This is a genomic window from Desulfosporosinus metallidurans (assembly GCF_001936615.1).
GTDB classification, from domain to species: domain Bacteria; phylum Bacillota; class Desulfitobacteriia; order Desulfitobacteriales; family Desulfitobacteriaceae; genus Desulfosporosinus; species Desulfosporosinus metallidurans.
This window is the reverse complement of sequence record NZ_MLBF01000021.1, coordinates 21,574-36,135: the sequence shown is the minus strand read 5'-3', so window position 1 is coordinate 36,135 and position 14,562 is coordinate 21,574. Positions and strand designations below refer to the sequence as shown.

Below are 14,562 nucleotides of genomic sequence, written 5' to 3'. Positions count from 1 at the left end.
AGAATTTCATCGAATACTAAGTTGCAGAGCTAAAAGTAATTGAAGAAATTCATTGAGGAGAGTTTAAATGGAAAGACCGCCGAGTAATCCGAGTCGTATGGTCGTTATTGAAAACAAAAGTAGTGGTGAGCGTTTTCTAGTTGATCTTCTAAAGGGTCAAACCTATGACAAAGAACAATACACGAAGATCACTTATGAAGTTCCGCTTAAGAAGGAATTCTGGGATTTACCACGCTTAACTAAGACAAAGTAGGAAAATTTAATATTGTATTAAAAAGTGTAAAGACATCTGTAATTCTACAGGTGTCCTTACATTTTTGTTTAAAATCAACTGCGGAAGAGCAATGCCTCTAAGGAGTTCTGTTCGCGCTACCCTTTTATATCTGTGTTAGCAGGAGCAGGAGCCCCAGCGAGCTTTGCCAATAGCTTGGTGATGCCATAAATACCAACAATAAAGATAGCCCCGCCGATCAGTTCGATGGCTATCCATTGATACACATTTGTGACTGGTACCGTCGCAGCTATAGCTTTGTCAGTCGCACCTTTCATTGCGGCGATCGCAGCAGGATTACCTCCTGCAGCAACAACTCCGTTCGCGTATCCAGCAACAGTTTTTGCAGCTACTGCAGCAGCAGTATTTCCACCAGATACCGCAGCCGCCACAGTGAAGCACATAAAGGCGTAGTTATTGAATACCCAAGGGATGATATCTTTTAAGAAAACGATTGCAGCGACAAACAAAGCTACATAGATTAGCTTGGATTGAAACATGGCTTCTACGGTATGAGGGTCAGTGTATTTTGCCATGTCCCCTCCAAAGAGAGGAACTGTTACATCAAACCAATATACTATTAGGATAAGGTTGAACATTCCGAAGGCGCTTCCTAACAGTATTGAGGGAGCTTCTTTGATGTTCATGTGGGCCATAAAGAAAAAAATCATAACCATAAATGCTGGCCAAGTAGCTAAGTGCATAGGCTCAAGGATTAATTCACCTGCCATAATGAGTACTAGTAATAAAGCTAAAAAAATAAAGTTCAGTTTATTAAAGACACTCGAGATAGACGCCATTTGCTCATCCTCCTTCATTTTTTTAAGTTACTTGGATTTGAAAAGTTAAGCCCCCTCTCTTTTCTGCTGGTATGCCATCCAAATCACATTCCAGCCAAATAATTGATACTTGATTACCAATAAACAAAATATGCAACTTTGATGCCAGAATTATTCAAATATTCCAAAATAGACAATCATGTCAACACATTTGCCTCTCAATGCGATTTCCGTGATCAGTGTGCATAAGATTCGTGAAGTGGAGATATTTGCCGGATTGAGATTTTTTGTTTCAATTGTATACAAAGTGTATACTTGTTACACGTAAAATCACTGATGATGTCGTAAACTTTAAAGTCTAAAAACTGTTCTTTGGAGGGTGGATAATATACGGGTTCAATAGTTTGGCATATAAATTTTAAATATTCAGTAAACAATACGTGGTTTACTTTACAAATTATCTCACCTTGGTAGGCCTATCTATCCTTGGTACAATTTTCTTGGATGAAATTGGGGCCATGAGCCTGACTATGCAAGCTAAATTATTACGAGTATTGCAAGAAAAGGAGTTTGATCGGGTAGGTGGTACTAAGACCGTCAAAGTCGATGTCCGAGTAATCGCGGCAACTAACCGAGATCTGAAAAGTATGATCGAAAAAGAGACGTTTCGGCAGGACCTGTATTATCGGTTGAATATCGTTCCTCTCCATTTGCCCCCGCTACGCGAGCGCAAAGATGACTTATTGGCGGGCCATTGAAATTCATCATTTGCCTGCGCACATAATCCCTATCCATGAAGATTGCCAAAGTGATGAGGACAAGCCTTACGACGTAAAGGAAATCTTGGGTAGGGTGGAAAAGGAGCTGATTTTGTCAGCTCTGGCCACTTATAATAATCGTACTAACGCTATGAAGGCATTAGGGATTTCTAGGCGAGCTTTTTATGACAAATTACGTAGATATGGTATAGAAGTGTAGGGACCACAATATAAGACATCTTAGATTAGTTGTATATTTTGTATACTGGGATTTTGCTAGGAAAACGCGTTTTGTATTAATTTTATACAAGTGTTAGAAACCCTCTCTAGGTTGGTTTACCAGTCTGGAGGGTTTTTTTGTTTTTTATATAGCTGGCATGATTCTTGCTAATAATTACATAAGTTTGAATATTTAAAATAGCCAGGCGAATAGCTCTAATGCGATCCGAGCCTACTTGGGGGGATTAATACTTAAGCCGACACGTTTATCAAGGCTTAGGATAAGGGTAAACGGGGAGGGTCATAAGAAGAAATGAGTCGAAAGCTCGGAAGTTTTAGTCAGCGAGAAAACTGGGAGTAGAGTATGAGTGATCAGTTGTTTACTGAATTGTTACCGAAACTCATTTTCATTTGGATCATGCCTTCGGCAACAAGTTTTTTCCTCATGCCCAGATTTGGGCCCACGCGTTTGATGCTCCCGCTTTGCGATCTCCCGAACAATTTAAGGCATACACTGGATTTCCGGGGACGCAGGATTATTTCGACAAAATGAATTTTTCAGGGGGCCCACTAGGTCGAGATGTGGACAGAGAATTGGTGGACGGGGAAGTCTTAGATTTTGGGGAAGGTCTATATTAGACCAAATCAAAAGTATAAGGCCTATGATTGAGAATTATCAACTCTGGTGTACGTTGAAGAAAAGGGCTAGTAAGAACGTAAGGCCGAAAATCCAACCAAAGATATTTAGAGAATTATACTTAGTTGGGTTCTATTCAACTATTGCGAAGAATTGAGGGGAATTTGAATGGCAAAAGCATGTGCATCAATCGTGAAAGTAACGGATGTCTACGAGTCTCTTCAGGTGAGTTTGAGATTATGCGATGGGCTATCGGACCTAAACACGAATGACAGAATCCTGATTAAGCCAAATATTGTCAGTTGGGATTTTGACTTACCATTTCCACCCTATGGCGTGGTTACCACAAGTGCTGTGATCGGCGCCTTAGTTCGCATTTTGGCTGAAAATGGCTTTAGAGATTTGACCATTGGTGAAGGCTCCCTTCCGAAGTTAAAACCTCAAGGGGCGGCTGTTTATGAAGCTTTGGGATATAAAAAATTGCAAGAACGCTATGGAGTTAAATTGGTGGACTTTAACCAGGAAGAGTTTGTACCAACAGACTATGGGAACGGATTTGTGCTAGACATTGCCAAGCAAGCTTTGGAAGCGGACAAGATAATTAACGTTCCGGTGTTAAAGACCCATAATCAAGCCAAAGTGTCTTTAGGTATCAAAAACCTTAAAGGATGTCTCAACAAAAAATCCAAACAATTCTGCCATGGAGTGGGCGACGAGGAACTTAGTCTTACGTTCCCTCGCATCATTGAAAAACTACCAGTGGCTTTGACCATCATCGATGGCCTTTATACCCTGGAAAAAGGCCCTGGTCCAACCGGAAAAGCTTTTAGAAAGGATTTGCTGATAGCTTCCCGTGATCCATTTGCCTGCGACCTTGTGGGGGCCGCCATCCTCGGTTATCCAGCGAAGGAAGTGGAACATCTGACCAATTATGCCAAAGGCCACGGGTACAGTTTAGAGCTGGCAGATTACGAGGTGAAAGGGGAGAGGGTTGAGGACCATCAGGAATTTATAGACTATGATTTTGAGTGGTCGGAAGATGATACGGGTCCTGCTGGGTTTAATAAGCGGGGCATCACTGGGCTTGCGATCCGCAAGTATGATAGTAGCTTGTGTACGGGCTGTTCGGTTCAATTTAATCCCTTGTTGATCCTTCTCTCCTCGGCTTTTAAAGGGGAACCTTTCCCTAACGTTGAGGTAGTAAGCGGCAAGCAGCAGTTAGCTTCCCCTGGTTTTGACAATTCAGTACTCTTTGGTAAATGCGCTTGTCATTCAAATAAGACTAACCCCAATATTAAAAAGTCCATTTCACTTTGGGGATGTCCGCCTGATCTTGCAAAACTCGTCGAGGTTTTTGCTAAAGAGGGAATCGAGTGCGATTACAACGAGTATGTGCGGTTCCGTAATTACTTGTTTGATCGATATAAGAAGAATGATAGTTTCAACCTTGCCGACTGGTCAGTGAACTAGGTTGACCCAATTGAGGAGGTGATTTGGCTAGGTAATAAGAGTGCGATGTTAGCAAGATATGATTTGAGGATTGAGACGCTAAAGTTAGCGTATCGATAAGCGATAAGGAGGAAAATGAAGTGTCCAATTGGGTAAAAGAATACCAAAGTAAGCTTGTTTCCCCTGAGAAAGCAGTGAGCGTCGTTAAGAACGGGGATTGGATTCAGTATTCATTTGCGGCAAACACCTTGCCGGTTCTAGACCCTGCCTTAGCTAAACGTATCCCTGATCTTCATGATATTGTAATTGTTAACGGAATCTCGACACGTCCACATGCCGTGTATAAAGCAGATCCTACAGGGGTACATAGTATTTGGAATTCCACTCACCTCACGGCTATTGATCGTATGTATGCGAAAACAAGGAAAGTATTTTATACTCCTTTGAAATACTCCGAAGCCCCGCGCTATGTTCGCGAGAATTCTGCCCCCGATATCTTGATGATTCAAGTAGCCCCTATGGATAAACACGGATATTTTAATATGGGACCTACCATTACCCATTATCGCGCCGCTGCTGACATGGCCAAAACTATCATTGTTGAAGTCAATGAGGATATGCCTTATGCCCAAGGTGGGTACGGAAATAATCTTCATATTTCTGAAATCACATACATTGTTGAAGGTGGACATACCGGTATGCCGCAGATTGCTAATGAAGAACCTGAGGAAGTAGATCGAAAAATTGCGGAATTTGTTCTCAGGGACATCAGAGATGGAGATTGTCTTCAACTTGGAATTGGCGCAATGCCAAACGCCTTGGGGCAAATGATTGCTCAGTCTGATTTAAAAGATTTAGGGGTTCATACGGAGATGCTGTGTGATAGTATAGTAGATATGGTGGAAGCTGGACGAATCACCGGAATGAAGAAACAAATCGATCAAGGGCGAATGGCCTATACTTTCGCCGCGGGATCACAAAAACTTTATGACTTTATAGATAACAACCCGCAATGTGCAGGCTATCCGGTGGATTATACTAATGATCGAGTGATTGCCTGTCGAAATGATAACGTAGTATCGATTAATAATGCTATCGAAATCGATCTTACCGGCCAAGTATGTTCGGAATCGAAAGGAACTCATATGATCAGCGGGGCAGGCGGGCAATTGGATTTTGTAGATATAGCTTATAATTCCAAGGGCGGAAGAAGTTTTATGTGTATCGCTTCAACTTATACCGATTCGAATGGAAAAGTACATTCCCGCATTAATCCAGTGTTAACGTTGGGGGCGGTGGTTACGGATACCCGTTCAACAATTCAATATGTTGCGACAGAGTATGGGATGGTCAATCTTAAAGGGCAATCGACTTGGCAACGGGCGGAGAGATTAATTAGTATTGCCCATCCGGATTTTCGAGACGAATTAATTCGAGAAGCTAAAAAATTAGACCTTTTGCGGTAAAGGAACAACACCAAACGAAAGAGGATACATACAAAAAGGCTATAGTCCGGTTTTGATATAGCCTTTTTGGACTTTGTGGCTACATTGTTACTTTCCAAGTCACAAACATTACTGAGAAAATAAGTACCGGGGAAAAGATAAAAACAGAGAACAGTATGAAATGGAGTAGTGAATCAGATAATGTGTAAAAGCAGGGAATGTAAGGCAAATTATTGCCGATGTGAAGCGTGCTTTGAAAGTGCAAGTTGCAATTACTGGACGGTGGACATTTGTCGGTGGAAAAAATCATGTCTACTTCAGATATTCGACATGGTGTTGTGAGATCTATTTTTACTGGTATTGTTAGAAGTCCCTCTCAATAAAGGAGTCCACACGCTCTTGCCCGTGAAAAGGTGTAGATCCCTGCAGGATGGATTCTTTAGGCCGATAGTTTTAATGAAACTCCTTAATATAACCGACCCGGAGTTCTCAGGATCAAGTTCTACAGGAGAGAAGAGCAATTAGGTTCTAAAGCAATTAGAAAGAGGAATGGGCTTATGGAAAATAATGACAAATTTATTAAGCTTAGCAATGATCAAATTTTTGATATAATAGGGAATATTGCATCTTTATTTCATAGGGTAATACCGATAGAAAATACGATTGCAGTAACTGATAATGAGAAATTCATGTTTCACTTTGCTGGTGCAGAATCTGCGGCTACAGTATCTAATTTGGTTGGGAAACCTTTCCCCAAATCAGGAAATATTCCTCTTACATTACAAACAGGTACTCAACAAATCGGCTTAATACCGAAAGAGATCTATGGAGTAGCGTTTAAATCTTCAACGATACCCCTTAAGGATTATGAAGGTAATATTATAGGAGCTTTATCTCTTGCACTGAGCTTAAAAAATCAGGACGCATTACAAGAAGCTATTGAAAATATTTCATCTTCAGCAGAACAGCTTAATGCTACAACGGATGAAATATCATCCTCTGCGGTGCATCTGTCAACTAATGTATCAGAGGTTTTAGATGAAACTCAAGAGATAGTACAATTGATCGCGCAAACTGATCATATTTTGGATTTTATAAATCATGTAGCCTCAAATTCAAGACTCCTAGGACTCAATGCTGCCATTGAGGCGGCAAGGGCTGGCCAATTTGGGAGAGGTTTTGCTGTTGTGGCGGATGAGATCCGTAAGATGGCGGAGAATAGTGCGAAATCAGTCGATGATACAAAAAAGCTTATATCTTCTATTAATAATAAAGTTGGTCATCTTCTGAAAAAAATTCAAGAATTATCGGATGTCGCTTTAACCCAGGCCGCAGCAACTCAAGAAATCGCTGCCTGCCTTCAGAATTTTGAATCGAGTACTCAAACTGTTCAAAGAATATCTAAAATTATTTAATGTACTTCCAGTTTACCGACGTTGTCGCGATGAAGAGTTAAAGCATCTTCTCGTAGTGTTCCCATAAAACTAATCCTCCTTTTATGTTAGTTATTTCCTTCTTTTCGTTCGTAATTTGTCGAAAAAAACTGTACAATATTGTACTTTTGAACATGCATAGAATAAAATTATTTGCGGAAACCAGCGATCAAGAGCAAATTTGTTGGTTTCACGGTTTAAGTCTGCGAGGTTCGTGGTCAATGCTATGTCCTTTGGACAGGCGCGGACACAGTTTTGGGCATTTCCGCAGTCAGCAATCCCACCCTCGTCCTGGTATGATCCACGGTGAACAGAAAATTACTTATCATCGACAACTTTTAGTAGGGGAGAGTTTTATGTGTAAGCGGCGCGTTAAAGATGTCTATGAACGCAGCGGCAAGCTTGGAAAGATGACATTTGTGGTACTTGAGTCGACAGGTCACGATTTGGCTGGCAACTTAGTGTTTTCAAGCAGTTCCACGTTGATTGCCCCAGTATTTTGGCATATTGAAAATGGAATAAGGCATGCGCCTTTGGTTTGGTGCATGCCAAACTTTCTTTAATCACAATTACAGAATTGTTGACTTTCCTTAAAGTCGTTCCAGTACACAGCGCACTAGCCCAAAAAGAATGGCACGTTTTTTGCATTAAATATTAAGTGTTATTCAGGAAAACGGAATTGTTTGGTGAACATTCTAATTTTAAGCAGAAACATTGTAGTAGTACAAGAGGGGAGAGATTTGGACAGTGAAAATGTTCGAATACATGGGAAAGGAAATTTTCGCCAAGTTCGGACTTCCAGTGCCAAAGGGGAGAATGGTTAGCGACCCAGATGACGCTGCCCAAGTAGCAAGAGAAATTGGTGGTCCCGTAGTAATTAAGTCTCAGGTTTTGTCTGGTAAGAGGGGTAAAGCTGGTGGCATAAAATTTGCCGATAATCCAGAAGAAGCAAGAGTCGCAGCTCAGGAACTATTCGGTATGACTATCCAGGGCCAGCCGGTTGACATTCTCCTTGTGGAAGAAAAATTACAAATCGACAAGGAACTTTATCTCTCCATCACCATAGATGCTGCAGCTAAAAAACCTGTGCTCATCGCATCGTCCCATGGCGGTATGGATATTGAAGAAGTTGCTGAAGATTATATTATTAAAAGACATATTGATGTTGAATTGGGCATGCAAGGTTTCATCGCCAGTGATGTCGTAAGAAGAATGGGCATTGCTTTGAACTGTCTCCAAGGCAAAGAACTGGTAGCGATTATTAAGACCTTATACAAAGTATTTACCCAGAAAGATGCGGAACTGGTTGAAATTAATCCACTGGTGATCAGCGGTGATAATGTCATAGCAGCTGACTCCAAGGTAACCATAGACGACGAGGCGCTCTATCGCCAATTAGATCTTCCGCGGGTGGAAGAACGTACTATCATCGAAAAAGCGGCTCATGATCTCGGTCTTTCCTTTGTAGAATTGGACGGGGACATTGGTGTGATGGCCAACGGTGCTGGCATCACCATGGGCACACTGGATACGCTTACCTATTTCGGCGGGAAACCTGCAAACTTCCTTGATGCCGGTGGCGGGACGGGCGAAGAAGGCACGGCCAAGGCACTTGAACTCATCTTGTCTAGAAATCCCAAGTCTATCATCATAAATATATTTGGTGGAATTACCCGTTGTGATGATGTTGCAAGGGCGTTCGCGTCCGTTAAGAAGAATATAGGCATCCCGGTTCCTGTGGTTATCCGTTTGGTGGGTACAAACCAGGAAGCCGGACGAGCTATTTTAAAGGAAGTTGGCATTGAGGCATATGATTTCATGCAGGATGCTATCAAAAAGGCTGTTGAGTTAGCAAAATAGAGAAAACAACTATTAGTTTTAGAGTATTTATAAGTTATGGCAAGGAGGACTAGTAAATTGGCCATTATAATTGATGAAAACACTAATGTAGTGGTTCAAGGCATATCCGGCAAACAGGGTCATTTCCATACAAAGCAAATGTTGGCTTACGGCACCAAAATTGTCGCTGGCACCTCACCAGGCAAAGGTGGAACCACCATTGAAGGTATACCCGTATATGATAGTGTTCGTGCGGCCTGTGAGGATTACCGGATTGATGCCTCCGTCATCTTTATACCAGCCTCAATTGCAAAAGATGCTGCCTTGGAAGCTTTGGAAGCCGGTATAAAGGTGGTTGTGGTAGTTACCGAGCACATTCCAGTACATGATGAAATGGCAATTGTCGCTTATGCAAAACGTGTAAACGCCGTGGTTATCGGTCCGAATACATTTGGTATCGTGTCTTCTGGCAAATGTAAGATAGGTATTCCACCAAATCAGTTTTTTCTCCCTGGATCTGTGGGCGTTGTGGCTCGCTCTGGAACCTTGACCTACGAAATCGTCGGGAATCTTACCGCTCAGGGCATCGGTCAGTCTACAGTAGTGGGAATGGGAGGGGACCGGGTGGTGGGTCTTACCTTTGTGGATGTTTTAAGGGAGTTTGAGCAAGATCCGGAAACAAAGGTGGTTGTTTTAATCGGAGAAATTGGCGGCAACGCAGAGGAAGAGGCCTCTCAATATATTGAAAAAATGACCAAGCCGGTGGTAGCGTATATAGCCGGAAAAAGTGCACCTCCGGGAAAGCGGATGGGACACGCGGGAGCGATTATTGAACGGGGAAATGGAACCTATGAGGGCAAAGTGAATGCCTTGACTTTAGTGGGTGCCAGAGTGGCAGAGCTGCCCTTTGAAGTTCCCGGAATAGTAAAGGAAATTTTTAACAAGTGTTAGTGTTTCAATAATAGTCCTAATTTTAATTAATTAGGACTATTTGTTTTGGCAACATTATTACGGGTTCAAATAGGGTAAAGATGGCATAAGTAAGACTAACTGTGGCATACAGCCACAAGGATCGTTTTTAGGCAGTGATAGTTTTCAAATTTTTATTTAAAATTTTCAAAATGTTTTAAATAATATACTTTACTTATATATAAAAGCTCCAGTATAATGTATATAAAAGATACATAAAGTGGGGATGAAAATGAGTGTAGGAGCCCATGCTGTAACAACCAGTATTATTCCTCAATGGGATCGTAAACTCTTATTCGAAATTCTGGATAACATTAATGATGTGGTACTTGTTATTGATCTGGACACGACAATTGTTTATGCCAACGAGGCCTATGCAAAGATTTTAGGAGTGCCAGTAGCCAAAGTGTTGGGTCGAAGGCTGGACAAAATCGAACCTGATTCGAAGACAATCACGGCACTACGCACGGGGAAGGTCAGTAATAACGGCAGAGATTACTTAGATTCTCTAAATATTGATGTGGTTGGAAGTTCGTTTCCATTATATGATGGCAAAAATATTATTGGGGCGGTTTCGATTTTTAAAAATATAACGGAAGTTGTTCAGTTAAATCGTGAGCTGGAGCTAACAAAGGGTGTCGCGGATTATTTGAAAGAGCAGTTAGAATGTGAGCAGCTGCCCCTATCCTTCAACGAATATGTGGGACAAAACAGTCGATTGAAGGAAACCTTAGTATTAGCGGCTAAAGTCGCGCGTACGGATAGTACCGTATTGATTCTCGGTGAAAGTGGTGTTGGCAAAGAAGTATTAGCTAGAGCTGTACATAAGTGTAGTCGGCGCCAGGATAAGCCGATGATCAAGGTGAATTGTGCTGCAATACCAGAGGCTTTGCTTGAAAGTGAATTGTTTGGGTATGAAGAGGGAGCTTTTACAGGGGCTAAACGAGGGGGAAAGCTCGGAAAGTTTGAATTGGCTCATGGTGGCACGATTTTCCTGGATGAAATTGGGGATATGAGCCTGACTATGCAAGCAAAATTATTACGAGTATTACAAGAAAAAGAGTTTGAACGGGTAGGAGGCACTAAGACGGTCAAGGTTGATATCCGAGTCATCGCAGCCACTAACCGGAACTTGAAAGACATGATCGAAAAAGAGACGTTTCGGCGTGACTTATACTACCGGTTGAATATTGTTCCTCTCCATCTGACCCCGCTACGTGAGCGTAAAGATGACCTATTGGCACTAGCTAAAACATTCCTAGATCAGTTCGCTCGAGAAGTGGGCCATGAGCTGACGTTATCTCCCCAGGTCGTGAGGCTCCTCCAGGCCTATGACTGGCCCGGTAACATTCGTGAATTGCAAAATGTACTAGAACATGCAAGCATAGTGTGTAGCAACAAGATCATTGAAATTCGTCATTTACCCGTGCAGATAATTCCTATAAATGGAGACAATAACCAAAGTGAAAAGGATAATCCTTTCGATGTAAAGGAGATTGTGGGCAGAGTGGAAAAGGAGCTAATTATGTCTGCCTTGGCCACTTATAATAATAACCGTTCCAACGCTATGAAGGCATTGGGAATTTCCAGGCGGGCATTTTACGATAAGCTACGCCGGTATGGCATAGAAGTTTAGGGCCTGAGGTATTTATATCATTAAAGGGTGTGCTTCTTTTGAGAGAGGCACACCCTTTAATTTAGTCAACTTTTATCCACTATTATTTATGAGAGCACATTGTACTTGCTGAAAAGTTCTAGGTGCTGGTTGCTAAATTTTGATTTGTATGATTTGTATACTGAACAAAGGTAATAGATCGCTATTTTGTCTCAATTCTACACAAGAGTAATTGTTCCTTGCAGGCGGATTCGTTAGATTGTGGACATGAGTGCAGTTTTTAGGGGCTAAGTGTCGCGCTAAGATAGACGGAATGTAACCAAAATGTCAGCTGGTTTTGCGTAAGCAAATTTTTCTTAATATTTTAGTCGCTGTTGGCATGATTCTTGTAATGAATAAACATAGTAGCTTTTTAATTTTGAAAAAGGGGTGAGTTTCAGAATCTTGAGTGAGGGAGTAAATAACCAATTGGGAGGTATTAAAATTGACTTACGAAACAATAATTGTGGAAATTGAAGAAGGAATTGCCACAGTCACCCTCAATCGTCCGGATGTGCTGAACGCACTGAATAGTCAGGTTTTCAATGAGTTGGCCGATGTGGCCGTAAATTTGGGTGAGGATGATTCAGTTCGGGCTGTGATTATCACGGGTGGTGACAAAGTATTTGCAGCGGGTGCAGACATTAAGGCGATGGCCTCGTTAACTGCTGTGGACGTAGCAGCAAGTGTTAGACCCTCTCTACGAGCTTTTAATCTGCTTGAAAACATGCATAAGCCGGTTATCGCCGCCATAGCAGGTTATGCTCTGGGCGGCGGGTGTGAACTTACGTTGACAGCTGATGTGCGCATTGCGGCTGACAATGCCCAATTCGGCTTGCCAGAAATAAAACTGGGGATTTTGCCAGGTGGCGGAGGAACCCAACGTCTGCCTCGTCTGATCGGAGCGGGTAAGGCAAAAGAATTAATTTTCAGTGGGGACTTTATTAGTGCAGAGGAAGCTTTGCGAGTTGGTCTAGTGAATAAAGTGGTACCCGCTGATCAACTATTAACTGAAGCTAAAAAAATGGCGAAGAAATTTGCTGCCCGGGGCGCAGTAGCCATATATTTAGCCAAATCATGCGTGAATGAAGGACTACGGATGGATTTGGAAATGGGCTTGCAATATGAGCACAAATGCTTTGGACTACTGTTTGCAACTGAGGATCAAAAAGAAGGCATGAAGGCCTTTATTGAAAAACGCAAACCAAATTTCCAGGGAAAATAATACTTTTGTACTAAAAAACAGATAGATGTCCAATAAAATCTTAACAAGCAAAGAGGAAGTGTGTGTTATGGCCAGTAACTATCTATATAGTACCCGAGACCATAAATTCATCATCAAAGAATGGCTAGATGGAGCGAAAATTCTAGGATTAAAACGCTTTCGAGATGTATATAGCATAGAGGATGTCGATGGTATTCTTGACCAATCCTTAAGAGTCTGTAAAGACGTTGTCGCTCCTACTAATGATGACGGAGATACGATTAGAGCAGTCTTTAAGGATGGGAAAGTGACGGTTCCCCCTTCCTTTCATAATGCTTTCAAGTATGTAGCAGAAAATGGTTGGGGTGCTAGCAACAAGGACGTAGACGGTGAGGGCTCCCTTCCATCGCTTTTGTATGGAGCAGTCCATGAGTATATGATTGCTGCTAATCCTGCGTTCGTAGCGTATTTGGGTTTGCCTGGCGGCGTTGGGTCCATCATTAAGCAGTTCGGGTCTCAGGAACAAATCGACTTCTTCACCCCTAAAATGTTCGAGACTGTGTGGGGAGGAACGATGTGTATCACTGAACCCGGTGGCGGTTCCGATGTGGGGGACATGTTAAGTAAGGCTTACCCTACGGATGACCCTAAAATTTATAAAATTAAAGGAACAAAATGCTTTATCACCTGCGGGGATCACGATCTTACTGAAAACATCATTCACTTGGTTTTGGCCAGAATCGATGGGGCAGTTCCCGGCACCAAAGGCTTGTCACTATTCATAGTCCCTAAAATCTGGGTTAATGAAGATGGTAGCCTTGGGGAACCAAACGATGTTGCGACTGTGGGAATCGAACATAAGATGGGCCTTCAAGGATCTGCCACAGCGGTACTTAACTTCGGTGAAGAGGGTTTGTGTCGCGGCTTTCTGTTAGGTGCACCACTAGATGAAAAAGGGTTTGGGCAAGGTATGGCCCAAATGTTTAAGATGATTAATGGATCCCGGGTAGACACTGGACACTGCGCTCTGTCCGTGGCGACAGTGGCGTACAATAACGCGGTTGCGTATGCCAAAGATCGTGTTCAGGGTCGTCCCATTGATAATCCTAGAGGAAGTCGGGTACCCCTCATCCAACACGAAGATATTCGTCGAATGTTGCTCACTCAAAAGGCCACGCTTGAAGGTATGCGAGCTATGATTTTTAAAGGGTACTACTATTTGGATTTAATCGCTTTTGGAGATCTTCCGGAAGATGTTCGGCAAGCCAAACGTTATATTGAACTAATCACTCCATTAATTAAAGCTTACAGCTCTGACCAAGCTTGGCTCATGATTACAGAAGCCATTCAAGTCCATGGAGGATACGGGTATACCGAGGAGTACCCGATTGCTCGTCAAGCAAGGGATGTCAAGATTTATTCTATTTGGGAAGGCACAAATTTCATCCAGTCGTTGGATTTAGTCTTCCGCAAATGGGGATTGGATAAGGGTAGTATTTTCAAGGAGTGGCTGCAGGATATTGCTGTATTTGTTAAGGAAAATTCAGCGAATGCTGAATTCCCTCGCGAGATTGCAATGCTGAGTCAAGCGTTAAAGGCTTATCAGGAACTCATGGGAACAGTGTTTGGCTATATGAAGGAAAATATACGATTGGTTCCATTGTATAGCACGAGAATTTTACGGGTTACAGCCGAACTCTATTGTGCTTTTTTGTTGATGCAACAAGCGTTAGTTGCCCAAGAAAAACTAGCTCAAGAAATTGGGGACACAGACTTCTATAAAGGTAAAATTAACTCTGCTCAATTCTATTTACGTAATATTGTGCCTGATGTGATGGCTACAGCCCAGATTATTAAAGACTATGACACATCGGCTATGGACATTCCAGAAGGAGCTTTTTAAGG

General features: G+C 42.2%; 12 protein-coding genes and 2 pseudogenes. 12 read left to right on the top strand and 2 right to left on the bottom strand.

The features are described 5' to 3' along the window. The first annotated feature begins 67 nt into the window (after window positions 1-67). Entirely contained in the window at window positions 68-253 is a 186-nt protein-coding gene (locus DSOL_RS13770) for a hypothetical protein (protein WP_075365414.1), read from the top strand. Window positions 254-369: 116 nt separating this feature from the next. On the opposite strand, the gene DSOL_RS13765 is transcribed toward DSOL_RS13770, so the two are convergent. Continuing rightward, the gene (locus DSOL_RS13765) at window positions 370-1,071 is read right to left on the bottom strand and encodes a hypothetical protein (protein WP_075365413.1); all 702 of its coding nucleotides are present in this window, start codon (window positions 1,069-1,071) and stop codon (window positions 370-372) included. A gap of 467 nt (window positions 1,072-1,538) precedes the next feature. On the opposite strand from DSOL_RS13765, the pseudogene DSOL_RS29560 reads away from it, so the two are divergent. The 5 genes and pseudogenes from DSOL_RS29560 to DSOL_RS29555 form a co-directional block, all read left to right on the top strand. Beyond that, window positions 1,539-2,028: pseudogene (locus tag DSOL_RS29560) on the top strand (sigma 54-interacting transcriptional regulator); the annotation flags it as partial. 386 nt (window positions 2,029-2,414) lie between these two features. Next, a complete protein-coding gene (locus tag DSOL_RS13750; RefSeq protein ID WP_139314474.1) occupies window positions 2,415-2,666 on the top strand; it encodes an MBL fold metallo-hydrolase in 252 nt (83 codons plus the stop codon). A gap of 166 nt (window positions 2,667-2,832) precedes the next feature. Further along, window positions 2,833-4,134 (top strand): DUF362 domain-containing protein, encoded by a 1,302-nt coding sequence (locus tag DSOL_RS13745; protein WP_075365409.1) that lies wholly within the window; start codon window positions 2,833-2,835, stop codon window positions 4,132-4,134. Window positions 4,135-4,253: 119 nt separating this feature from the next. Continuing rightward, on the top strand, window positions 4,254-5,579 hold the full coding sequence (locus DSOL_RS13740; RefSeq protein WP_075365408.1) for an acetyl-CoA hydrolase/transferase family protein: 1,326 nt from the start codon (window positions 4,254-4,256) through the stop codon (window positions 5,577-5,579). A gap of 536 nt (window positions 5,580-6,115) precedes the next feature. Next, window positions 6,116-6,973: a methyl-accepting chemotaxis protein gene (locus DSOL_RS29555; RefSeq protein ID WP_075365407.1), complete on the top strand. Its 858-nt coding sequence runs from the start codon at window positions 6,116-6,118 to the stop codon at window positions 6,971-6,973. Between the two features lie 180 nt (window positions 6,974-7,153). Here the strand turns inward: DSOL_RS29555 and sdhB are convergent. Further along, window positions 7,154-7,279, bottom strand: a pseudogene (gene sdhB, locus DSOL_RS30055) (succinate dehydrogenase iron-sulfur subunit); the annotation flags it as partial. Between the two features lie 8 nt (window positions 7,280-7,287). Here sdhB and DSOL_RS28880 point away from each other — a divergent pair. The 6 genes from DSOL_RS28880 to DSOL_RS13705 all read left to right on the top strand — a co-directional run bounded on the left by DSOL_RS28880 (window position 7,288) and on the right by DSOL_RS13705 (window position 14,560). Further along, window positions 7,288-7,554, top strand: a complete 267-nt coding sequence (locus DSOL_RS28880; RefSeq protein ID WP_235838825.1) for an FAS1-like dehydratase domain-containing protein — start codon at window positions 7,288-7,290, stop codon at window positions 7,552-7,554. A 184-nt stretch (window positions 7,555-7,738) separates the two neighbouring features. Further along, window positions 7,739-8,851: an ADP-forming succinate--CoA ligase subunit beta gene (gene sucC, locus DSOL_RS13725; protein WP_075365406.1), complete on the top strand. Its 1,113-nt coding sequence runs from the start codon at window positions 7,739-7,741 to the stop codon at window positions 8,849-8,851. A gap of 57 nt (window positions 8,852-8,908) precedes the next feature. After that, window positions 8,909-9,781, top strand: coding sequence for a succinate--CoA ligase subunit alpha (gene sucD, locus DSOL_RS13720; RefSeq protein WP_075365405.1), 873 nt, complete (start codon window positions 8,909-8,911; stop codon window positions 9,779-9,781). A 250-nt stretch (window positions 9,782-10,031) separates the two neighbouring features. Beyond that, window positions 10,032-11,435, top strand: a complete 1,404-nt coding sequence (locus DSOL_RS13715; protein ID WP_075365404.1) for a sigma-54 interaction domain-containing protein — start codon at window positions 10,032-10,034, stop codon at window positions 11,433-11,435. A 463-nt stretch (window positions 11,436-11,898) separates the two neighbouring features. Beyond that, the gene (locus DSOL_RS13710) at window positions 11,899-12,678 is read left to right on the top strand and encodes an enoyl-CoA hydratase-related protein (RefSeq protein WP_075365403.1); all 780 of its coding nucleotides are present in this window, start codon (window positions 11,899-11,901) and stop codon (window positions 12,676-12,678) included. Between the two features lie 67 nt (window positions 12,679-12,745). Beyond that, entirely contained in the window at window positions 12,746-14,560 is a 1,815-nt protein-coding gene (locus DSOL_RS13705; RefSeq protein WP_075365402.1) for an acyl-CoA dehydrogenase family protein, read from the top strand. The last annotated feature ends 2 nt before the right edge of the window (window positions 14,561-14,562 follow it).